This window comes from Oerskovia paurometabola (assembly GCF_016907365.1).
GTDB classification, from domain to species: Bacteria; Actinomycetota; Actinomycetes; order Actinomycetales; family Cellulomonadaceae; genus Oerskovia; species Oerskovia paurometabola.
The window spans coordinates 436,138-456,472 of sequence record NZ_JAFBBV010000001.1 but is presented as its reverse complement, the minus strand read 5'-3'; the positions used below and the strand labels follow the sequence as shown (position 1 = coordinate 456,472).

At 73.2% G+C, this 20,335-nt stretch carries 18 protein-coding genes and 2 pseudogenes; 13 read left to right on the top strand and 7 right to left on the bottom strand.

Annotated elements, in window-relative coordinates:
* Positions 1-15: 15 nt before the first annotated feature.
* Together JOD48_RS02035 and JOD48_RS02030 are read right to left on the bottom strand one after the other, a co-directional pair.
* Positions 16-2,334 carry a YhgE/Pip family protein gene (locus tag JOD48_RS02035; RefSeq protein WP_204807059.1) on the bottom strand — a complete coding sequence of 773 codons (2,319 nt, stop codon included), beginning with the start codon at positions 2,332-2,334 and terminating at the stop codon, positions 16-18.
* A 91-nt stretch (positions 2,335-2,425) separates the two neighbouring features.
* Positions 2,426-3,367, bottom strand: a complete 942-nt coding sequence (locus JOD48_RS02030; protein ID WP_204807056.1) for an ATP-binding cassette domain-containing protein — start codon at positions 3,365-3,367, stop codon at positions 2,426-2,428.
* A gap of 277 nt (positions 3,368-3,644) precedes the next feature.
* On the opposite strand from JOD48_RS02030, the gene JOD48_RS02025 reads away from it, so the two are divergent.
* The 4 genes from JOD48_RS02025 to JOD48_RS02010 all read left to right on the top strand — a co-directional run bounded on the left by JOD48_RS02025 (position 3,645) and on the right by JOD48_RS02010 (position 6,908).
* Entirely contained in the window at positions 3,645-4,991 is a 1,347-nt protein-coding gene (locus tag JOD48_RS02025) for an NAD(P)/FAD-dependent oxidoreductase (protein WP_191789907.1), read from the top strand.
* A gap of 36 nt (positions 4,992-5,027) precedes the next feature.
* Positions 5,028-6,104, top strand: coding sequence for a lysylphosphatidylglycerol synthase transmembrane domain-containing protein (locus JOD48_RS02020; RefSeq protein WP_204807054.1), 1,077 nt, complete (start codon positions 5,028-5,030; stop codon positions 6,102-6,104).
* Positions 6,105-6,208: 104 nt separating this feature from the next.
* A complete protein-coding gene (locus JOD48_RS02015; protein ID WP_204807052.1) occupies positions 6,209-6,436 on the top strand; it encodes a BrnT family toxin in 228 nt (75 codons plus the stop codon).
* A gap of 10 nt (positions 6,437-6,446) precedes the next feature.
* Positions 6,447-6,908: a hypothetical protein gene (locus JOD48_RS02010; protein ID WP_204807050.1), complete on the top strand. Its 462-nt coding sequence runs from the start codon at positions 6,447-6,449 to the stop codon at positions 6,906-6,908.
* Positions 6,909-7,036: 128 nt separating this feature from the next.
* Here JOD48_RS02010 and JOD48_RS02005 read toward each other — a convergent pair whose 3' ends face one another.
* A complete protein-coding gene (locus tag JOD48_RS02005; RefSeq protein ID WP_204807048.1) occupies positions 7,037-9,160 on the bottom strand; it encodes an MMPL family transporter in 2,124 nt (707 codons plus the stop codon).
* A gap of 77 nt (positions 9,161-9,237) precedes the next feature.
* Entirely contained in the window at positions 9,238-10,722 is a 1,485-nt protein-coding gene (locus JOD48_RS02000) for an amino acid permease (RefSeq protein WP_204807046.1), read from the bottom strand.
* Between the two features lie 180 nt (positions 10,723-10,902).
* On the opposite strand from JOD48_RS02000, the gene JOD48_RS01995 reads away from it, so the two are divergent.
* The 5 genes from JOD48_RS01995 (at position 10,903) to JOD48_RS01975 (ending at position 14,418) form a co-directional block, all read left to right on the top strand.
* A complete protein-coding gene (locus tag JOD48_RS01995; protein ID WP_191789911.1) occupies positions 10,903-11,325 on the top strand; it encodes an organic hydroperoxide resistance protein in 423 nt (140 codons plus the stop codon).
* An 82-nt stretch (positions 11,326-11,407) separates the two neighbouring features.
* The gene (locus JOD48_RS01990) at positions 11,408-12,046 is read left to right on the top strand and encodes an SDR family oxidoreductase (protein WP_204807044.1); all 639 of its coding nucleotides are present in this window, start codon (positions 11,408-11,410) and stop codon (positions 12,044-12,046) included.
* 254 nt (positions 12,047-12,300) lie between these two features.
* Positions 12,301-12,918 (top strand): class I SAM-dependent methyltransferase, encoded by a 618-nt coding sequence (locus JOD48_RS01985; protein ID WP_204807041.1) that lies wholly within the window; start codon positions 12,301-12,303, stop codon positions 12,916-12,918.
* Positions 12,919-13,063: 145 nt separating this feature from the next.
* Positions 13,064-13,861 carry an excalibur calcium-binding domain-containing protein gene (locus JOD48_RS19365; RefSeq protein ID WP_239527310.1) on the top strand — a complete coding sequence of 266 codons (798 nt, stop codon included), beginning with the start codon at positions 13,064-13,066 and terminating at the stop codon, positions 13,859-13,861.
* A 140-nt stretch (positions 13,862-14,001) separates the two neighbouring features.
* Positions 14,002-14,418 carry an Hsp20/alpha crystallin family protein gene (locus JOD48_RS01975; RefSeq protein ID WP_204807039.1) on the top strand — a complete coding sequence of 139 codons (417 nt, stop codon included), beginning with the start codon at positions 14,002-14,004 and terminating at the stop codon, positions 14,416-14,418.
* A 149-nt stretch (positions 14,419-14,567) separates the two neighbouring features.
* Here JOD48_RS01975 and JOD48_RS01970 read toward each other — a convergent pair whose 3' ends face one another.
* Both JOD48_RS01970 and JOD48_RS01965 read right to left on the bottom strand, forming a co-directional pair.
* A complete protein-coding gene (locus tag JOD48_RS01970; protein ID WP_191789915.1) occupies positions 14,568-15,413 on the bottom strand; it encodes an SDR family NAD(P)-dependent oxidoreductase in 846 nt (281 codons plus the stop codon).
* Positions 15,414-15,513: 100 nt separating this feature from the next.
* Entirely contained in the window at positions 15,514-16,443 is a 930-nt protein-coding gene (locus tag JOD48_RS01965; RefSeq protein WP_204807037.1) for a hypothetical protein, read from the bottom strand.
* A gap of 134 nt (positions 16,444-16,577) precedes the next feature.
* On the opposite strand from JOD48_RS01965, the gene JOD48_RS01960 reads away from it, so the two are divergent.
* Entirely contained in the window at positions 16,578-17,537 is a 960-nt protein-coding gene (locus tag JOD48_RS01960; protein ID WP_191789917.1) for a hypothetical protein, read from the top strand.
* Between the two features lie 7 nt (positions 17,538-17,544).
* On the opposite strand, the gene JOD48_RS01955 is transcribed toward JOD48_RS01960, so the two are convergent.
* Positions 17,545-17,808 carry a hypothetical protein gene (locus JOD48_RS01955; protein WP_204807035.1) on the bottom strand — a complete coding sequence of 88 codons (264 nt, stop codon included), beginning with the start codon at positions 17,806-17,808 and terminating at the stop codon, positions 17,545-17,547.
* Between the two features lie 133 nt (positions 17,809-17,941).
* Between JOD48_RS01955 and JOD48_RS01950 the strand changes: the two genes are divergently transcribed.
* From JOD48_RS01950 to JOD48_RS01940, 3 genes and pseudogenes are all read left to right on the top strand, one after another.
* Positions 17,942-19,453 carry an exonuclease domain-containing protein gene (locus tag JOD48_RS01950; RefSeq protein ID WP_204807033.1) on the top strand — a complete coding sequence of 504 codons (1,512 nt, stop codon included), beginning with the start codon at positions 17,942-17,944 and terminating at the stop codon, positions 19,451-19,453.
* A pseudogene (locus tag JOD48_RS20295) lies at positions 19,450-19,731 on the top strand (FRG domain-containing protein); the annotation flags it as partial. The gene JOD48_RS01950 and the pseudogene JOD48_RS20295, both read left to right, overlap by 4 nt.
* Positions 19,732-19,763: 32 nt before the next feature.
* Positions 19,764-19,997, top strand: a pseudogene (locus JOD48_RS01940) (helix-turn-helix domain-containing protein); the annotation flags it as partial.
* Positions 19,998-20,335: the final 338 nt, after the last annotated feature.

The window sequence follows — 20,335 nt, the reverse complement described above, 5'->3', positions numbered from 1 at the left end:
CCAGCCTCTTCGTCGTCAGATCTCGAGCGCGGGGTGCAGGCGGTCGAGGGTCCAGGTGCGCATGCGGCCCGCACGCCAGGCGCTGATCGCCAGCGACGCTAGCAGCAGCACGCCGAGGTAGACCACCGCGAACCAGAGCCGTCCGTCGACGCCGCCCGTGATCGTCTGGCGCAGCCCGTCGACGGCGTAGCTCATGGGCAGCAGCGGGTGGATGGCCTGGAAGAACGCGGGCGTGGTCTGCACGGGGTAGGTGCCGCCCGAGGACGCGAGCTGCAGCATGAGCAGCGCGAGGATCGCGACCTTGCCCGCGGCCGGGCCGAGCAGCGCCATGAGGGCCTGCTGGAGGGCGAGGAACGTCGCGGCGACGAGCGTCGTGAACGCGAGCGTCCCGAGCGCGTGCGTCATGTCGAGGCCCACGCCCCAGTGGATGACGGCGAGCATCACGGCGACCTGCGCGAACCCGATGCACAGCGCGGGCAGGAACCCGGCGAGCGTGGTCCGCAGGCCCGAGGCGGGCGTCGCGAGGGCCCGCGAGGGCAGCGGGCGCATGAGCAGCCACGTGATGAGCGCTCCCACGAACAGGGCGAGCGGGATGAAGAACGGCGCGAACCCTTCGCCGAAGCCCTCGGCCTCGGCCAGGTCGTGGTCGGCGACGGTCACGGGGGCCGCGATGACGTCGGCGCGCTGCTCGCGCAGGGCGGTGCCGTCGTCGGGGATGGCCTCGGACCCTTCGGCGAGCTTGTCGGTCAGCGTCTGCGCACCGTCGGTGAGCTGCGCGCCGCCGTCGGCGACCTGGGTGGCGCCGTCGGCCAGGGTGCTGGTGCCGTCGGCGAGCGCCCCGGCGCCGGCCGCGGCGGACTGTGCGCCGTCGGCGAGCTGCTGGGCGCCCGAGTAGAGGGACGAGGTCCCGGCGGCGAGCGTGCCCGCTCCCGACGCGAGCGAGGCGTTCCCGGCCGCGAGGTCGGAGGCACCGCCGCGCAGGGTCGTGAGGCCGTCGCTCAGGGTCGCGGCCCCGGCGGCCACGCCGTCGACGCCGTCGCGGACGGTCTGCGTGCCCGAGCCCGGGTGGAGCTGCGCGTCGATCTGCGCTGCTCCGGCAGAGGCCGTCCTGAGGCCGGTCGAGAGGGCGGGCAGCCCGGCCGCGACCTGCTTCGAGCCGTCGGCGAGGGCCTGGAGCCCGGCTGCGCTCGTGGCGAGCTCGGCGTCGGACGGGAGCTGGCCGAGGGCCTGCTGGTTCGCGGCCGCGAGCGCCTGCGCCCGGGGGTCGGCCGAGGCGCCGAGCGTCGCGGCGTTCTGCTGGAGCAGCGCGCGGAGCGTGGGGACGCTGCCCGTGAGCGAGGTGACCTGTCCTTGGACCTGCGCGACGCCGTCGGACACCTGCTGGGCGCCTGCGGCGGCCTTGTCGGCCCCGGCCACGAGCCCGTCGGGTGCCGTGAAGCCCGCGACGAGCTTCTGCGAGCCGTCGGCGAGCTGGACCATGCCCGACTGGGTCGTGGCCGCACCGGCCGCGAGGGCCGAGGCGCCGTCGGCGGCGGAGGACGCTCCGGCGGCGAGCTTCGAGGCGCCCGCGCTCGCCGAGGTCGCGCCCTGGGACAGCGCGCCCGCGCCGGTCGCGAGCTTTCCGGCGCCCGCCACGGCGGACCCTGCACCGTCGGCGAGCCGGTCGATCCCGGACGCGAGCGTGCCCGCGCCGTCGGCGGCGGAGGTCGCACCGTCGGCGACCTGCGTCGCGCCGTCGGTGAGCTGACCGCTCGCGGCGGTCAGGGTGAGCGCGCCGTCGGAGGCCTGCGCGAACCCGTCGCGGGCGCTGCCGAGGCCCACGAGGACCTTGTCGACGGCCTGCGCGCCGATCTCCTCGCGCACCGCGCCCTGGACCTGCGTCATGGCGCTGCGTCCCAGGGTCGTGGCGAGGAACGAGTTCGCGTCGTTGTACGTGACCATGAGCTGCGCGGACTGCGGGTCGTCTCCCGCGGCGCTCGCGATGCCCTCGGAGAAGCCCTCGGGGATGGTCAGCGCGAAGTAGTAGGTGCCGTCCCTGACGCCCTTCTCGGCCTCGGCCGCGTCGACGCGCGCCCACTCGAGGTCGCCCGAGTCGACGAGCGTGGACGTGACCTCCTCGCCTGCGTCCAGGCGTTCACCGTCCACCTCGGTGCCGGTGTCGGCGTTGACGATCGCGACGGGCAACTTGTCGAGGTTGCCGGTCGGGTCCCAGAAGGCCCAGAGGTACATGGCCCCGTAGAGCAGGGGCACGAAGATCATCGCGCCCACGGCGAGCTTGGGCAGGAGGCCGCGGCGGAACCGCCGCAGCTCCGTACCGGTGGAGGTCCAGGACATCACGAGAGGTGTCTTCCGTTCTGTTCGTGCGAAGGATGGGGCCCGACGGCGGAGCGTGGGCGGGGCGACGACCGTCGCCCGGGGTGGTGGGTCAGGCCGCGACGAGCTGCGGGCCGGTCGCGAGGCGCACGACGTGCGGGGCGCGACCCCAGCGCATCGCGTCGACCTCGCCCGCGGAGGCGACCGAGCCGATCACGGTCACGCCCGTGGCCGCGAGGGCTTCGAGGCGTCCCCAGACGATCTGGCGGCGGGCCGAGTCGTGGACCTGGTCGAGGTCGTCGACGACGAGCAGCTCGGGGTCCTGGGCCATGGCGATCGCGATGCGCAGGAGCATGGCGTCGACCTCGTCGAGGTCCCAGACCATGGCGTCGAGCGCGGGCAGCTCGCGGCGCCCGAACACGGGGCGGGCCACGCGCTCGTAGACCTCCTGGGTGACCTTGGGGGTCCGGCGGTACCAGGGCGCGAGCCACGTGAGGCGTTCGCGCACCGAGTCCCCGACGGTGACCGCGTCGTCGAGCTCGTCGATCCCGTGGAAGCCGGCGATCGCTGCGCGGCGCTGGACCGCGGTGCGACGCGCGCGACGGCCCGTGAGGTTCTCACCAAGCACGACGAGCCAGCCGTCGGGGGTGTGGTCGGGAGCCATGCGGCCCGCGAGGGTCAGGAGCAGGCTCGACCGGCCGGCCCCCTGCGGGCCTTGGAGGACGACGACCTCGCCGGCCGGGATCTCGAGGTCGACGGGGCCGTAGACGAGGCCGCGCGGGCCGTGGAGCTGGAGGTCGTAGGCGCTGACCGCGTGCGGGGGCGTGCCGTCGCCGAGGGGCGGGGTGTCGGGCTCGGCGATCTCGCCGCCGAGCGGGCCGCGCAGGGTCAGGTCGGCGGCGATGTCCGCGGCGGCGAGCTCGCCCGGCGGGAGGTGGGCGGCGCCGTCGGGCCTGCTGACGTTCGCCGCGGTGCCGTGGTCGGGGGCGGTGGTCGGGGCCTGCACGAGGTACGTGGCCTCGTCGCTGCCGTGCCGTGCGACGGGCTGGTTCATGGGGGTTCCTCCGAGAGTTCCAGGTCCGATCACTCTTTTAGACTGACCGGTCAGTTCGAAGTTACGCGCCGGGAACCCTCGTTGTCCACACGGCGTCAGATACCCGGTCCCGTGATCCCCGTCACGCACGGCCGCCGAGACGGGTCCACCGGACCGAGACGGGCCCTCGCGCCCCGGTCCGGACCACCCACCTCGGGCCGCGCGGCCCGTCTCGCAACCGCCCCCCGGGCGACATACGCTCGTGCCCCGGACCACCCGGCTCATCGGAAGGCACACAGTGAACGACGGCACCGCCGCCCACCCCGCACCCACCGGGGCACCGCTCCCCCACGTCGTCGTCGTGGGCGGCGGGTTCGCAGGCCTCGCGACCGTCAAGGCGCTCGCAGGCGCACCCGTGCGCGTCACGCTGATCGACCGCCGCGTCTACAACACGTTCCAGCCGCTGCTCTACCAGGTGGCCACGGGCGGCCTGAACCCGGGCGACGTCACGTACTTCCTGCGCGCGCTGCGCCTGGGGCAGCGCAACGTGCGCGTGGTCCACGAGCACCTCGTGGGCCTCGACCCGCACACCAAGACGCTGCGCCTGCTCAACGACGAGGAGATCCGCTACGACTACCTCGTGCTGGCCAACGGCGTCACGACGAACTTCTTCGGCACGCCCGGCGCCAAGGAGCACGCGTTCGCGATGTACTCGCGCTCGCAGGCGCTGAAGATCCGCGACACCCTGTTCGTCCGCCTCGAGAAGTCCGCGGCCTCCCCGGGGACCGACGACGGCCTGCGCGTCGTCGTCGTCGGGGGCGGGTCGACCGGCGTCGAGGTCGCGGGCGCCCTCGCCGAGCTCCGCACGCAGGGCCTGGCGCCCGCGTACCCGGAGATCCACGGCGACGCGTTCAGCGTCAAGATCGTCCAGCGCGGCACCGAGCTCATCAAGCCCTTCCCCGCGAAGCTCCGCACGTACGCGGCGCGCGAGCTCCAGCGCCGCGGGGTGGACCTGCACCTGGGCGCGGGCGTCGCCAAGGTCCTGCCCGACGGCGTCGAGCTCACCGACGGCGACTTCATCCGCTCGGACCTCACGATCTGGGCCGCGGGCGTCGCCCCGCACGAGGAGGTCTCGCGCTGGAACCTGCCCCTGGGCGAGGGCGGGCGCATCCGCGTGGGCGACGACCTGCAGGTCGAGGGGTTCCCGGACCACTTCGCGGCGGGAGACGTCGCGGTCTCGCCCGCGGGCCTGCCGCAGCTCGCCCAGCCCGCGATCCAGTCGGGCAAGGTCGTGGGGCGCAACATCCGCGCGCTCGTCCAAGGACGCCCGACGACGTCGCTCAGGTACCTCGACAAGGGCACCATGGCCGTCATCGGACGCCGCGCGGCCGTCGCGGACATCGCCGGGAAGCTCCGGCTGACCCGCGGGACCGCGTGGTTGGCGTGGCTGTTCGTGCACATCATGAGCCTCATCGGGCCGCGCAACCGCCTCACGACGCTCGCAGGGCTCGTGACCCGCTACGGCTTCCCGTTCCACCGCCGCCCGGTGCCGATCGTGGGCGACGTCCCGACGGTCCGGCCCCCCAAGGGCTGGGTGCCCGCGGACGGCCCCGCGCCGCTGCCCGAGGTCACGCCGAACGACTGACCGCGCGGTCACCCCGGCCGCCCGGCGCGGGGTCCGGTGCGCCGGACCCCGCGCGTCGGTAGGGTCACGGGACGGCCCGCACATCTCGGCAAGGAGCACGTCATCACGCACGCACCCGACCCCGAGCCCCAGGCCTCGGACCGGGCCCCGGGCCCGCCCCCGAAGCCCACCCGGTCCCCCACGAGCCACGCCCTGCGCGTGCTGGTGTGGTTCGTGCTCATCGGCGGCCTCACGTACGTCGTCATCCCGGAGATCAGCGAGATCCCGCGCATGGGAGAGGCCCTGCGCGACGCCCAGCCGGCGTGGGCGCTCCTGGCCGTGCTCTTCGCCGCGACGGGGTTCTTCGCCGCCGCGGCGTCGCTCGCCGCGTGCTCCCCGAGGCACCTGCCGTTCCTGCGGACCACCCGCGTCCAGCTCGCGAACGCGTTCGCGGGCACCGCGACCCCGGCGAGCGTCGGGTCGCTCGCGCTCAACGTCCGCTACCTGTCGAAGTCCGGGATGAGCACGGCGCTCGCGACGGGCACGGTCGCGCTCCAGAGCATCGTGCAGGTCCTGGTCCACCTCGTGCTCCTGACGGTGCTCGCGCTCGTCGCGGGGCGCAGCATCGACCACCACGTGCCGGGTTGGGCCAGGTGGGCGCTGCTCGCCGCGGCCGTCGCGGTCGTCGTCACGGGGGTCGTGGTGCTCGCGGTGCCGCGGTTCCGGCACGCGGTCCGCACGTACGCGCGTGACGACGTGCTGCCCGCCTTCCGCCAGCTCGGCGGGCTCGCGAAGGACCCGCGCCGGCTCTCCTTCGCGGTCCTGGGCGCGATGGGCACCACGGTCTCCTCGGCCGCGACCCTGTGGGCCTGCCTCCTGGCGCTCGGCGGCGGCAGCGACCCGGTCGCCGCGGCCTTCTCGACCATGGTCGGGCAGACGCTCGCGTCGGCGGCCCCGACCCCGGGCGGCGTGGGCGTGGTCGAGGCCGCGCTCACGGGCGGGCTCGTGAGCTTCGGGATCGCGTCCGCGATCGCCCTGCCCGCAGTCCTGCTCTACCGGCTGATCTCGTGCTGGGTCCCGGTCCTGCTGGGCTGGATCACGCTGCGCCGGCTGCAGCGCGAGGACGTGGTCTGACACGACGACACACTCGACGGGACGGCTCTCGTACCGACACCGCAGGAGCGGGCGAATGTCAAAGCAGGCTTGACGCAATCCATCTGTCAAAGTACCTTTGACAGATGCGGATCCTCCCCGATGCCCTGAAGCACGGTGTCTCCCGCGAAGAGATCCGCTCCGCTCTCCAGGTGCCGATGCGGGAGGTCCGCCAAGGCACTGAGAAGATGCTCGTCATCGGGGCGACGAGCGCTGGGACGCTTCTCGAGCTCGTCGTTGCTGATCCCGAAGGCGACGACCCTCGCGTGATCCACGCAATGGCCCTTCGCCCCAAGTTCTACGACTACCTGTGAGGTGATGACGATGACCAAGACAACGCGCAAGGACCCAGCCGTCACCGGCCGGGTGTTGACCACTCGTCACGACGCTCTCGACGAGGCCCGCCGCCTGTTGAAGGTCGCGCATCTCAGTCTCGCTTCGGCCGACGAGACGCCGCTCGACGAACTCGACGAATCACTCGGAGAGCCGATCGAGGTCATCTACGTCGTCCCGCGACCAGCAGATGCGCCCCGTGGCGAAACGGCAGAAGCAGAAGATTGGCTCGACTCCCTCGACCCGGCGTCGACTCCGGCCGATGACCCGCGCGAGCTTCGTCGGGTCGGTCTCGCACAGCGAGGTGTTGAGGAAGCCGAGGCCGAGCTCAGGGCAGCCGTGCGTGAGGCCCGAGCAGCCGGGCGAACCTGGGCCGACATCGGACGCACACTCGGGGTGACTCGACAGGCCGCACAGATTCGATTCCGCGAGTCGCCACTCCCCACCGCCTGAACCCACCGTCAGCGCCGCCTCCGAGCAATCGGAGGCGGCGCTCTGGCGGGTCCTCGTCGACGACGGCATGGTCCGACACCCTTCGGCGGTGCGCTCCGCCGTCGGGCGTGGGCCGTCCTGACCGGGTGCTACTCGCGGACCGGTGCGCCCGTCGGGACCACCGGGGTCGCCTCGACCGGCACGTCCTCCTTGCGGCCCAGGGCGCTCGGCCACCACATGTGCCGTCCCACGTCGAGGTTGAGGGCCGTGACGAGCACCGACCGGACGACGAGCGTGTCGAGCAGGACGCCGAACGCGACCGCGAACCCGATCTCCGCGAACGCGACCACAGGCAGCGTGCCCAGCACCGCGAACGTCCCCGCGAGCACCAGCCCGGCCGACGTGATGACCGCCCCCGTCGCCGCCAGCCCGATCAGCGCGCCGCGCCGCGTCCCGACGCGCAGCGACTCCTCGCGCACCCGGGTCATGAGGAAGATGTTGTAGTCGATCCCCAGCGCGACGAGGAACACGAACACGAACAGGGGCAGCGACGTGTCGGCGCCCTCGAAGCCGAAGACGTACTTGAAGACGAGCGCGCTCACGCCGAGGGCCGCGGTGAAGGACAGCACGACCGTCGCGACCAGGACGAGCGGCGCCGTGATCGCGCGCAGGAGCAGCGCGAGGATGACCAGCACGGTCAGCAGGATGATCGGGATGATGAGCATGTTGTCCGCGGCCGAGGCGCGCTGGACGTCGAGCGTGATCGCGCTCGCCCCGCCCACCTGGGCGTCGGCGTCCGGGACCGCGTGGACCGCGTCCCGGACCCGGTCGACCGTGTCGTACGCCGCCTGCGAGTCCGGCTCGGACGTGAGCGTGCCCTCCATGTACGCGTACCCGCCCGCGGACACGGGCTCGGTCACGCTCGAGGCGTCGATCCCCTCGGTGCCCGCGAACGCGTCGTGCACCGCGGCGACCGCGGTGGGCGACGAGTCGTCCGCGACGACGACCACGGGCGAGCCCGACCCCGCCGGGAAGTGCTCGGCGAGGACCTGCTCGCCCACGATCGACGGCTGCTCGCCCCGGAACGACTCGGCGCTCGAGAGCCCGTTCGCGTCGAGCTGCGTGATGCCCAGGCCCAGCACGGCCAGGACGATCGACGTCACGACCCACACACGCCGGGGCCGCTTCGCGATCCGGCCGCCCAGCCGCGCCCACACACCGTGCTCGGTGGGCTCGTCGTCACCCACGTGCGGCACGCGCGGCCAGAACACCCACCGGCCCGTCGCGACGAGCAGCGCAGGCAGCAGCGTCAGCATCACCAGCAGCGCGACCACGATCCCGACCGCCGCGACGGGCCCCAGCCCGGCCGTCGAGCTCATCTGCGCGAACAGCAGGCACAGCATGCCGATCGCGACCGTCGCACCGCTCGCGACGATCGCCGGGCCCGCGCGGTGCAGCGCGAGCGACATGGCCTCGTGCCGGTCCTCGTGGCGACGGAGCTCTTCCCGGTAGCGCGCCACGAGCAGCAGGGCGTAGTCCGTCCCCGCACCGAAGACCAGGACCGTGAGGATGCCCGCGCTCTGCGCGTTCACGGTCAGGCCCGTGCGGTCGGCGAGCACGTAGACCACGGCCTGCGACACGGTCAGCGCGACGCCCGCCGAGACCACGGGCAGGAGCCACAGCGTGGGGCTGCGGTAGGTCAGCAGCAGGATCACGATCACGACGCCCGCCGCTGCGTAGAGCAGCGTCGAGTCGATGCCCTCGAACGCCTTCGAGGAGTCGGCGGCCGCGCCCGCCGGGCCCGTCACGTAGACGTCCATGCCGTTCGCGCCGTCCTCCGCGGTCGCGCGCAGGTCCGCGACGGCGTCGGCCGCGAGGTTCCAGCCCTCGCTGCCCAGGTCGAGGGGCACGATCACCTGGACGGCCTGCCCGTCCTCGGACGGGATCGGCCCGACGACGTCCCCGTCCAGGGTGTCGAGCTCACCGAAGGTCGCGACGTCCTGGGAGACCTTGGCCAGGTCCTCGGGAGTCAGGCCGGACTCGCGCACGTAGACCAGGACCGCCGGGATCGTGTTGGGCGAGGTGAAGCTGCTCGCGACGTCGAGCACCTGGGTCGACTCGGCGTCGGCCGGGAGCCACGACTTGGCGTCGTTGTCCTGCGCGCCCGTGAGCTTTCCGGCCAGCGGCGCGGTCAGGGCCAGGACGACCGCCCAGAAGGCGATGACGACCCACTTGGCGTAGCGGTGCGTGATCCAGCCGGCGATGCGAGACATGGGTTCTCCCCGAGACTCCCGGTGCTCCCTGGCGCGAGATTCCAGCGCACACCCGCGAGGGGGTGGGTGTCAACGGGTCAGGACCCGACGCCGGCCCGCTCGGTCCGCTTCCGCAGCCGCGACCGCACCGCGTAGATCCCGACGATGACGCCCACGAGCACGAGCGTCGACACGAGCTGGACGCGTGCGGCGTCGTCGAACAGCATGAGCACGATCAGCCCGGCGAGCCCCGCGAGCGTCGCCCAGGTGAGCCCGGGGTAGGCCCACATGCGCAGCGTCATCCTGTCCGCGCCACCTGCGGCGGCCTCGAGGCGCGGGCGCAGCCGGAGCTGCGAGACCGCGATGAACACCCAGATGACGAGCAGCGCCGAACCCACGGCGTTGAGCAGGATGCCCAGGACCTCGCCCGGCAGCAGCCAGTTGAGCCCCACGGACACGAGGCCGAAGAACACCGACAGCAGCACGGCGACCCACGGCACACCGGTCGGCGACACCTTGGTCAGCGCCGGGTGCCCGTCGCCGCGGCCCGCGAGCGAGAACGCCATGCGGGACGTCCCGTAGACGTTGGCGTTGAACGCCGACAGGAGCGCGACGACCACGACGGCCTCCATCAGCCGCGCCGCGCTCGGCAGCCCCGCGAGGTCGAGCACCGCGACGAACGGGCCGCTCAGCAGCTCGGGGGCGTCCCACGGCAGGACGAGCGCCATGATCGCGACCGCACCCACGTAGAAGAAGAGGATGCGCCACACGATCGAGCGGGTGGCGGTCACGATGGCCTTCTGCGGCTCGCGGGCCTCGGCCGCGGCGATCGTCACGATCTCGATCCCCCCGAACGCGAAGACCACGACGAGCAGCCCCGCCGCGATGCCGGGCAGCCCGTGGGGCGCGAAGCCCGCGAGCGAGGCCGGGTCGCCGAAGATGTTGGTCGTCCCCACGGGGTCGGTGCCGGGCAGCCAGCCCAGCACGAGCAGCACCCCGATCACGAGGAACGCCACGATCGCGGCGACCTTGATGAACGCGAACCAGAACTCGAACTCGCCGAAGTGCTTGACGCCCCACAGGTTCACGACCGCGAACGCCGCCACGAACACGAGCGCGACGACCCATTGCGGCACGCCGGGGACCCACCCGGACACGATCTGCGAGGCACCCGTGATCTCGGCGCCGAGCACCATGATGAGCGTGAACCAGTAGAGCCAGCCCATGGTGAACCCGGCCCAGCGCCCCAGCGCGGTCTCGGCGTACACCGAGAAGGAACCGCTCGACGGCACGGCCGACGCCATCTCGGCGAGCATCCGCATGACGAGGATGACGAGCAGGCCTGCGACCGCGTACGAGACCAGGACGGCGGGTCCCGCGGTCGCGATCCCCACGCCGCTGCCGAGGAACAGGCCGGCCCCGATCGCGGAGCCCAGTCCCATCATGGTCAGGTGCCGGGTGCGCAGGCCGTGGGAGAGCTGCTCGCCCTCGGGGGCGAGGGGCGCGGTGGGGTGCGCGGCGTCGTCGGGCAGGGAGGGGGAAGCGCTGTCAGGCGTGCCCGACGGCGTAGGTGCGTTGCTCATGGGGGTGCGGTCAGTCCGTGGTCGAGGGGGGTCGCCGAGACGGCGGCCGTTCCACGGTACCCGCACCCCGACGGCGGGGAGTGCGGCCGCTGCGCTCTGCGCGAACCGACCACACCTTGTTGCCCCGAGCGACATACGTTCGAGAGGTTCACCCGTCGACCCCACCCTGGAGGTAGCACGATGAAGACTCTCTACACCGCGGAAGCCCTGGCCACCGGAGAGGGCCGCAACGGCCACGTCCGGTCCACCGACGGGCGGGTCGACCTCGACGTCGCCGTACCCAAGGAGATGGGCGGCACCGGCGACGGGTCCAACCCCGAGCAGCTCTTCGCCGCGGGCTACGCGGCATGCTTCCACTCGGCCCTCCTGGGCGTCGCCCGCCAGCGCAAGGTCTCGGTCGTCGACTCGGCCATCGGCGCGAGCGTCTCGATCGGCCCCCTCGACGGCGGCGGGTACACCCTCGCCGTGCAGCTGGAGGCCAGCCTGCCCGGCGTCGAGCGCGCGGTGGCCCAGGAGCTCGTCGAGGCCGCGCACCAGGTCTGCCCCTACTCGAACGCGACGCGCGGCAACATCGAGGTGACCGTGGCGGTCGTCGAGGAGTAGTCCTGCCTGCCCCCAGCGGGCGGAGCGCGCGTCCTCGGTGCACCGTGGAGGGAGCACCGTCACCGACACCACGAGGAGAACCATGAACGTCGCCCTGATCGGAGCCCACGGCAAGGTGGGTCGCCTGGTCGTCCCCATCCTCAGGGACCACGAGATCGAGGTGAGCGGGATCGTGCGGCACGAGTCGCAGCTCCCGCTCGTCGAGGAGCTCGGCGGCACGCCGTTGCTGCTCGACGTCGAGAACGCCACGACCGAGGAGATCACCGAGGCCCTGCGCGGGCACGACGCCGTGGTGTGGTCCGCCGGCGCCGGTGGCGGGAGCCCGGAGCGGACCTACGCCGTCGACCGGGACGCCGCGATCCGTTCGATGGACGCGGCCGCCGCCGCGGGCGTCTCGCGCTACGTCATGGTGTCGTGGATCGGCTCGGTGCCGGACCACGGTGTGCCGGAGGACAACAGCTTCTTCCCGTACGCCGACGCCAAGCTCGCCGCCGACGACCACCTGCGCGGCACCGACCTGGACTGGACGATCCTGGGCCCGGGCACCCTGACGAACGACGAGCCGACCGGCATGATCACGGTCGACGCGCACGAGGGGAAGACGTCGCGCGGCAACGTCGCCCTCGTCGTCGCGCAGGCCCTGCGCTCGCCGTCGACCGTGGGGCAGTTCGTCCGTTTCGTCGACGGCGAGACGCCGGTCCTGGAGGTCTTCGGCCGCTAGCCCGGTGTCCCCGGGGTGCCGAGAACGGGGTTGAGGTCGTTCTGCCGCCGATACCGACCTCCATCCCGTTCTCGACCGCAGGCAACCTCGTGGTGGGCGAGGGGTCCGGGTCCGGTCGGTGAGACCGGGTCTGGTCGGCGCTGGACGGTCGCCGGGGTAGTACCCGGTGGGGGTACGGTCGAAGGTGCGGCGACCCGCTCTCGTGGCCGCCGCCGAGCCCGTTCAGAGCCCCGCCCGACCCCGAGGAGCCACCGGTGAGCAAGGCCAACCCCACCCGCTGGGAGCAGAAGACCGCCGTGAACCCGTCCCACTCGACCTGGTACGTCGAGCGGTTCCGCGCCATGGCCGCCCAGGGCGCCGACCTCGCGGGCGAGGCCCGGCTGGTCGACGCGATGGTTCCCCGCGGCGCCCGCATCCTCGACGCGGGCAGCGGCCCGGGGCGCGTCGGTGCCGAGCTCGCAGCGCGCGGTCACACCGTGGTGGGCGTCGACGTCGACCCCGTGCTCATCGAGGCCGCCGAGGCAGACCACCCCGGTTCGACGTGGCTCGTCGGGGACATCGCCGAGCTCGACCTTCCCGCGGCCGGGATCGCCGAGCCGTTCGACCTGATCGTGTGCGCCGGGAACGTCGTCACGTTCCTCGCGCCGGGCACCGAGGTCGAGGTGCTGCGCCGCTTCCGCGCCCACCTGGCGCCGGGCGGTCGGGCCGTCGTCGGCTTCGGAGCGGGGCGCGGGTACGCGTTCGACGCGTTCTTCGCCGACGCCGCCGAGGCCGGGCTCGAGGTTCAGCTCAAGCTCTCGACGTGGGACCTGCGGCCGTTCGCCGAGGACGGCGACTTCCTCGTCGCCGTGCTGGGAGCACCTGAGAACTGACGCGTCGCGGTCCGCTCCCGGGGGATTTCACCCCCTCCCGGGTGCTGACGCGAGGGCTCTGCTCCCCCTAGCCTCCGGGGTGTCGACCGAACGACGGTCGCCCCGGCACCGCCGCGCGCGTGCCCGCTCGACGAGGAGCCCTGCCATGACCGTTCGCTTCAACCCGCCCCCGGGCTGGCCCACCCCGCCCGAGGGATGGACCCCGGACCCCCACTGGACGCCCGACCCTCGCTGGCCGGCGAAGCCCGCCGACTGGCCGCTCTGGGTCGAGGACCCCGCAGCGGTCGAACCGACCGAGCAGACCATGGCACTGCCGGTCGCGAGCCTCACCGGTGCGGGAGCCGTGGCAGGCCGTCACGACGGTCGCACGCGGCGCATCGTGCTCGTCGCCTTCCTGTGCCTCGCCTTCCTGGTCGTCGGGCTACTGCTGGGCGCCGTGCCCTCGGGCTCGCGGCTCGCCGCCGCCGAGGCCACCCTGGGCGAGGCGACGGAGGCTCGCGCCGCCCTGGACGAGGACAGCGCGGCGCTCACGACCGCGCAGGACGAGCTGGGCGCCGCTCAGGCCGACGTCACGGCCCGCGAGGAGGCAGCGGTCGCGAAGGAGGCCGAGCTCGCGACCCGCGAGTCGGCCGCCGTGACGGCCGAGGCCGACCTCCAGGCCCGGCTGACGGCGGTCGAAGGACGCGAGGGCGCGGTCACCGCGGCCGAGGCCGACCTCCAGGCGCGGAGCGCGGCGACGGGTCGCTCGGGCACGTCGTCGAGCGCACCGAAGGTGACCACGCCGGACGCGCCCGCCGGGATCGTCGGCGGGAGCGGGGGCGGCGCGGTGTCCTACGCGAACTGCGACGCGGTCCGGGCTGCTGGCAAGGCGCCGATCCGGTCCGGAGACCCCGGGTACAGCAAGAAGCTGGACCGCGACGGCGACGGCGTGGGCTGCGAGTAGCCCCCCGCCACGACGGGGCCCGGTCGGCGCGCCTTCCGGGGTCGTCGGTCGTTCGTCCAGGGCGAACGCCGACCCGGAATTGAGCGGAGGCGACTCAAGTTGTACCGGTCAGAGGTTCCGCACCGACCGAAGGAGTCACCATGACGACCACCCTGACCACCGCCCCCGCGTTCGACCGCGCCCTGCGCGACCTGCTCACCGCCCGCCCCGTGGCAGGCGTCCCGGCCCACGCCGACGTCTTCCAGGACGGCGACGACCTGGTCGCCCGCTTCGACCTGCCGGGGATCGACCCCGCCCAGGACGTCACGGTCGAGGTCGAGGGCCGCAAGCTCGTCGTGCGCGGCGAGCGCAAGGACGAGCGGGCCGAGGAGGCCGAGGGCCGTCGCGTCCGCGAGGTCCGCTACGGCGCGTTCCACCGCGTCGTGACCCTCCCCCAGGCCGCCGACGCGAGCGCCATCAGCGCCCGCTACGACGCAGGCGTCCTGACCGTCACCGTCGCCGGCGTCTACGCCGGCACGACGCCGCAGCGCATCGAGGTCACGACCTCCGCGTCCTGACGGTCTTCCAGACCTCCCCGCCGCAGGTCACCCCCCTTCGGCCGGCGGCGCGGTGAGTCGACGGGCCCGGATGCGAGAGCACCGGGCCCGTCGTGCTGTCCGGGGCCCGTTCGACACGTACGGCCGGTGCGCCGGTCGGGCCCGAGTCTTCAGGCCGCCGCCCCCGGGGCGTCGTCGTCGGCGACCATCGCCGCGCTCCGTTCCCACAGCTCGGCCGCGAGCCGCGGGTCACCCACGAGGGGATGGGTCGTCGCGACCTTGCGCTTGACGTAGTAGCTCCCCGGCTCCCAGTCGACGCCCGGGGTCGTCGTCGCGAGCCACACGAGGGTGTCGGCCCCCTTGGTCGACGACGTGAGGAAGCGGCTCAGCACCGTCTGGTACATCACGCGCATGCTGCTCGTCGACGTCGCGGCGAAGTTCGTCGCGACCACGCCGGGGTGGAACGACGCCGCCGCGATGCCGGCCGCGCGGTACCGGCGGTCGAGCTCGCGCGTGAACAGGTTCACCGCGAGCTTCGCGTTGCCGTACGCGGTGTTGGGCGCGTAGGACCGTTCGGACTCGAGGTCGTCGACGTGGAAGTCGCTGAAGAGCCGGTGCGCGGCGCTGCTCGTGCTGATGACGCTCGCGTGGCTCTCTTCCAACCGGTCGAGCAGCAGCGTCGTGAGGAGGAACGGCGCGAGGTGGTTGACCTGGAACGTCAGCTCGTGGCCGTCCTCGGAGACCTGACGGTCGGCCATGATGCCGCCCGCGTTGTTCGCGAGGACGTCGATCCGCTCGTAGCGGTCCCGCAGCTGCGCGGCGAGCGCCCGCACCTCGGCCAGGCGTGCGAAGTCCGCCACGAAGTGGTCGGCTCCCAGCTCGCGCGCGACGGCTGCGGTCTTCTCGGGCGAGCGCCCCACGACCACGACCTCGTGCCCGTCCGTGGCGAGCGCCCGGGCTGCCGCCGACCCGATCCCGTCGCTCGCTCCCGTGATGACGATCGTCCTGCGTGCCATGTGCCGTCCCGCCTCGTGTCGTGCCGTCGCCGTGCCCCTCTCGGAGCGTAGACCGCGCGCGGGGGCCAGGCAGGGCGGCGCGGTCGCCGCCCGGGCCGGGCTACGCCGTCGGGCCGGTGTCTCGCGTGAAGCGGTCCCGTAGTCCCAGCGCGGTCGAGCGCCACGCCGCGGCCCGCTTGATCGTCGCGCCCATCTCGCCCTCGTCGACCGGGACGTGCACGACCCGCACGCCCCGCTCGGCCGCGAGCGCGAGCATCGCATCGGTCGACCCGGGGAACGCGAGCTGCAGCAGGACCGACGTCGTGCTCGCCTGCCGCTCCCCCTCGCCGATGCGCCGCTTGTAGAGGATCTCGGTCACGGTCCGCCGCGTGAACGAGCCGCCTGCGGGCGCCGCACCGCCGACCGGCGCCTCGTCCGTGGTGTCGCCCGGCTCCAGGAGACGAGCGGCGTCGTCGGGCAGCGGGACGACGCTCAGGTACAGCGACACGAGCAGCTCCGAGACCTTGCCCAGGACCCAGCCGCGCCCCGGCACGCGCGGGATCACGCGCAGGTACTGCGCGAAGTTCGCCTCGAGCGCGTCGGCCGACAGGCTCGACCACGCAGGCTGCGTGCGCACCTCGAGCACGCGGTCCCAGTCGATCGCGCCGCCGTCGAACCCGACCTCGCGCGGGCCGACGTGCACGGCCCCGAACCGGTCGAGCAGCTCGAGCGGCTTGGTCGCGAAGCGCGGCACCAGCGGGACCTGGCGCACCAGCCCCGCGGCCGAGGCGTCCCAGTGCTCGGTGAGCGGCACGGCCGGGCGCGGGTAGGCGTCGAGGGCGCGACCCACCCAGCCGGTGACCAGGGCGTCGAGGCGCGGCTTCTTCGCGGTCTCCTCGCTGCCGTCGCGCTCCACGCTGCCCGACGGCGGGGCGTCCGTCGCGTCGTCGGCGGCGGTGGCGTCGGCAGTGGCGTCGGCGGTGGCGTCGGCGGCGGTGGCGTCGGTCGGCGCGTCGGCGACGGCCACGCTGAGCGGCGCTTCCTGGTCCATGGGTTCCCCTGCGTGTCGACGACTGTGCACGACGCCCGGGTTCGGGCCGGACGCGGTCAACCCTGGACCCTACCTTCTCCGTGCCGTCAGGTACTTGGAAGGTGCCGGCCCGGGAACGGTGCGACGCTGGACCGATGAGCGACGAGCCCGGCACGAGCGGCGAGCAGGCCGCCGACCGGCTGTTCGCCCTGCCTCTCGACGAGTTCGTCGCCGCGCGGAACGCCGCCGCCAAGCACGCGACGACCGCCGGGGACGCCGTGGGCGCCGCACGGTTGCGCGCGCTCACCAAGCCGACCGTCGCCGCGTGGGTCGTCAACCAGGTCGCCCGCACGCACCCCGACGAGGTCGGTGACCTCGTCGGACTCGGCGAGGACCTGCGCGCCGCGACCGAGGCGCGCGACCGGGCGCGACTCACCGAGCTCGACCACGAGCGTCGACGGCAGGTCGACGCGCTGGTGCGAGAGGTGTCGCGCGCGGGCGAGGTCGGCGGGCGCGCCGTGTCGGGCGAGGTGCTGCGGCGCCTCGGCGAGACGCTCACCGCGGCCGTCATGGACCGCGACGCCGGGGCCCTCGTGCGGGCTGGGTGCCTGACGCAGGCGCTCCAGTACGTCGGGTTCGGGATCGTGGACGAGTCGGGCGAGAGCGCCGACGTCGTGTCGTTGAGCGCGGAGCGCGCGGCGCGGCGCGGCACGGGGGCGCGTTCGCGGGCCGCCGGGCAGCAGGGCGAGGAGGCTCCCCCACCCGTGACCGAGCACCCGGGAACGGACACCGCCCTCGCGGACGCGGAGCGTCAGGTCGCCGACGCGGCCGCGGAGATCGACCGGCTCGAAGGACGCCGCGACCAGGCCGCCGACGTCGTGCGGGAGGCGAGCGACGCCGTCGGGCCGCTGGACGCGCGGCTCAGCGAGCTCGACGAGCAGATCGCCCGGCTGACCGCCGAGCGTGAGGACATGCTCGCGGCGCTCGACCAGGCGCGGGACACCCTCGCGGCGGCGGAGGAGGAGCTGGCCGCGGTGGACCGTGAGCTCGAGGACGCAGAGCGGAAGGCCGAGGAGGCGAGGCGTCGACGGCGGGCGGCGCGGGCGAAGGGCTGAGCCGGCGTCAGTCGCCCGAGGGCGGTGCCGTGCGCTCGGGGATCTGGACCCGGATCGAGACCTCGTTCTCGCCGGGCTCGGTGGGCGTCGTGGGGTCGGTCGGCGTGGGGGTCGGCGTCGGGGTGACCGGCGGGGTCGTCGGGGAGGGCGTCGGGGAGCTGGTCGAGGTGGGGCTCGGCGTGGGCTGCCCCGGGCCCGTCTCCCCGCCCTTGCAGCCCGTGAGCACGGCGACGGACAGCAGGACTGTGGTCGTGATGGCGGCAGTGCGCACTACGGCTCCCCCGATGAATTGGTATGTCCGTCCAGGTTAAAAACGATTCGCGCGTCTCGCTCGGCGAGAACTCCCTCGCCGCCTCCTATGCGCGGACTTCACCCCGCAGCCCCGACCTGGCACGCTGTCCCCCGTGCCCGGATTCGCCGTGATCGACCTCGAGACCACAGGGTTCTCGCCACGCCAGCACGACCGCATCGCCGAGGTCGCCGTCGTCCTCACCGACGCCGCCGGCCGCGTCCAGGACGAGTGGTGCACGCTCGTCAACCCCGAGCGCGACCTCGGCCCCCAGCACGTGCACGGCATCAGCGCGGCCGACGTCGGGCTCGCACCCACGTTCACCGTCGTCGCGCCGCACCTCGCGCGCCTCCTCGAAGGCCGCGTGATCGTCGCGCACAACGCGAGCTTCGACACCCGGTTCCTGCGCGCCGAGTTCGGCCGCGTCGGACTGCCCGTGGGGATCGACCCGCTCGCGTGCCTGTGCACCATGCGCCTGGCCGGGACGTTCCTGCCGTCCGCGCCGCGCGGTCTCGCGATCTGCTGCGAGCTCGCGGGCGTCGTGCACGACGGCGCCCACTCCGCCCTCGGCGACGCGCGCGCCACCGCGGGACTCCTCGAGCACTACCTCGGGCTCGACGACACCGACCCGCTCTGGGCCGTCGCGCACGAGGCGTCCGCGACGCACTCGTGGCCGTGGCTGCCCTCTTCCGGGGCATTCGCGCCCGTGCTGCGCGGCGCGAGCCGCCCGACCGGCCACTGGCTGTCCGGCCTGTCCGACCGCCTCGACCGCGTCCCCTTCCCACCCCAGGCCGACGACTACCTCGCGCTCCTCGACCTCGCCCTGCTCGACCGGTACGTGTCCTTCACCGAGCGCGGCGCCCTGCTCGCCGCCGCCGAGGAGGCCGGGCTCAGCCGCGCGCAGGTCGAGTCGCTGCACCACGGGTACCTCGACGCGCTCGCGCGGGTCGCCCTCGCGGACGGCGTGCTCTCCGACGCCGAGGTCGCCGACCTCCACGAGGTCGCCGACCAGCTCGGCCTGGACGCCGACGACGTCGCGGCGGCGGTCGCGCGGGCGGGTCGCGGCGTGGTTGACGGCGGAGCGCACCTGGGCACGGAGGCGAGCGGCGCTGTCGGGCTGGGAGATGACCGCAGTGCTGCCGATGGTTGCGGCGCACCGGCCGGCGCCGGGGAGACTGCTGTGACGGGCGCGGCCCCGGCTGCACACGCCGGTGCGGCGGCCGTCGTGGTCTCCGACGCGAACGTCGCGGTGATGATCGAGGCGACTGCCGGGACCGTGGCGACCGTGGCCGACAGGCCCCGCTTCACACTGGCGCGCGGCGACGAGATCGTGCTGACCGGGGCCATGACGCGCCCGCGCGAGGACTGGGAACGTGAGGCGCGGGCAGCCGGGCTCGCACCGTGGCCGAACGTCACCAAGCGCACCCGCGTCGTCATCGCCGCCGACCCGGACTCGCTGTCCGGCAAAGCGCGCACGGCTCGGCGGTACGGGATCCCGGTCGTGAGCGAGCGGGTGTTCGAGAAGCTGCTGGGGGGTGATCGGAACTGGCTCTCGATCGGACCGGCAGCCGCACTCCGCCCGAAGGCAAGCCCCTCTAAGGCCCCAGGGAAGGCTGGTACCAGATGACGGACGGAGGCCCGACCTACGATGCCCCACCGAACAGTTCGACGACGCGTGAGATCGGCGACGTCACTGACCTCATTCGCCTGATTGGCGAACTTTCGCCGCCGAAAACTCCGTGGTTTCGTGGGCAACGCGACAGGTCTTGGGACTTAACACCTCACATTCGACGCCTGAACGACCCCCGGAACGCCGAGAAGGACATGCTCGATCGCTTCCGCCAGGAGGCGGCCGCCACTGTCGCGTATACCTCCATGTCCGAATGGGATTGGCTCTGTATGGCTCAACATCACGGGCTCCCTACCCGCCGGCTTGATTGGTCAACCAATCCACTAGTGGCGCTCCTGCTGGAAGACGGCGCCTGGTCGAGCGCTGTCGGACACATCCGGTTGCTCACGTCGCGGCAGAGGCCGGCATCTCGAGGGCGTGCTCGAGCAAGTGGAAGCGCCGGTTCGAGGAGCTCGGCGAAGTCGGCTTGGCGGAACGGTCCTCGGCCCCGCACCGTTCCCCGACCCAGACCCCGGACGAGGTCGTGGACCTGATCGAGTCCACTACAACTACCATCACGACCACCGCCATCGGGAACCGTCCCCCAGCGTCACGACTCCCAGCCAGCGTCACCAACCTCATGAGCCAGAACATCTAGCGGCGAGCTCGCGTAGTCGTCGACCGGGTCAAACAAGCCTGGGACGACGCGCTCACGCCGCCCAGGGACTCGGTCGCCGTTCAGATACCTACGGAATGCGGTCATAGATCTTGTGGCCGGCCATTTCACTAATCGTGAACCCTGCCGCTTCAGGGCATGGATGCCCACGCTATCCTCCTTGAAAGCACGAGAGAGGTCCTCCAGCGGACGCTGGCGTGTGGTTCAGTGGGCACCACTGAATC

Excerpts from the sequence above, each read along its gene's own strand:
- JOD48_RS02035 (WP_204807059.1), bottom strand. The coding sequence starts at position 2,334 with ATGTCCTGGACCTCCACCGGTACGGAGCTGCGGCGGTTCCGCCGCGGC.
- JOD48_RS02030 (WP_204807056.1), bottom strand. The coding sequence starts at position 3,367 with ATGAACCAGCCCGTCGCACGGCACGGCAGCGACGAGGCCACGTACCTC.
- JOD48_RS02015 (WP_204807052.1), top strand. The coding sequence starts at position 6,209 with ATGCGGATCCTCCCCGATGCCCTGAAGCACGGTGTCTCCCGCGAAGAG.
- JOD48_RS02010 (WP_204807050.1), top strand. The coding sequence starts at position 6,447 with ATGACCAAGACAACGCGCAAGGACCCAGCCGTCACCGGCCGGGTGTTG.
- JOD48_RS02005 (WP_204807048.1), bottom strand. The coding sequence starts at position 9,160 with ATGTCTCGCATCGCCGGCTGGATCACGCACCGCTACGCCAAGTGGGTC.
- JOD48_RS02000 (WP_204807046.1), bottom strand. The coding sequence starts at position 10,722 with ATGAGCAACGCACCTACGCCGTCGGGCACGCCTGACAGCGCTTCCCCC.
- JOD48_RS01995 (WP_191789911.1), top strand. The coding sequence starts at position 10,903 with ATGAAGACTCTCTACACCGCGGAAGCCCTGGCCACCGGAGAGGGCCGC.
- JOD48_RS01990 (WP_204807044.1), top strand. The coding sequence starts at position 11,408 with ATGAACGTCGCCCTGATCGGAGCCCACGGCAAGGTGGGTCGCCTGGTC.
- JOD48_RS19365 (WP_239527310.1), top strand. The coding sequence starts at position 13,064 with ATGACCGTTCGCTTCAACCCGCCCCCGGGCTGGCCCACCCCGCCCGAG.
- JOD48_RS01975 (WP_204807039.1), top strand. The coding sequence starts at position 14,002 with ATGACGACCACCCTGACCACCGCCCCCGCGTTCGACCGCGCCCTGCGC.
- JOD48_RS01970 (WP_191789915.1), bottom strand. The coding sequence starts at position 15,413 with ATGGCACGCAGGACGATCGTCATCACGGGAGCGAGCGACGGGATCGGG.
- JOD48_RS01965 (WP_204807037.1), bottom strand. The coding sequence starts at position 16,443 with ATGGACCAGGAAGCGCCGCTCAGCGTGGCCGTCGCCGACGCGCCGACC.
- JOD48_RS01960 (WP_191789917.1), top strand. The coding sequence starts at position 16,578 with ATGAGCGACGAGCCCGGCACGAGCGGCGAGCAGGCCGCCGACCGGCTG.